Origin of the sequence: Cohnella sp. GbtcB17, assembly GCF_019091135.1 — a bacterium.
Taxonomy (GTDB): Bacteria; Bacillota; Bacilli; order Paenibacillales; family Paenibacillaceae; genus Cohnella.
This window is the reverse complement of sequence record NZ_JAGXJW010000303.1, coordinates 1-261: the sequence shown is the minus strand read 5'-3', so window position 1 is coordinate 261 and position 261 is coordinate 1. Positions and strand designations below refer to the sequence as shown.

General features: G+C 69.7%; 1 protein-coding gene. It reads right to left on the bottom strand.

All coding sequences use genetic code 11. From position 1 onward, the window contains the following. The coding region (locus KVT38_RS33820) for a hypothetical protein (RefSeq protein ID WP_217598093.1) at positions 1-261 on the bottom strand (261 nt) is incomplete at both ends.

Below are 261 nucleotides of genomic sequence, written 5' to 3'. Positions count from 1 at the left end.
GCCCGCCTCCCCTATTAATCGCGGCTGCATCGCCAGCGCTGTCCGGGCCTCGTCCTCGGTTAAACGCCGCAACGTCTGCCGGCCTCCCGCACTGCCGCTCCGCAAGTCCAAGGCGCCACGCTTCCCGAGCCGCTTCATACGCTGGCGGCAGCCGAAGCCCGGCCTCCACCCACCTCTCGGGTTGCTCCAGAAGCGCGGGCCGGCTGCTGTGCCGTAGCTCGCCGTCCTCACCTAGCAGCAGGAGTTCATCCGCGAGCGGCA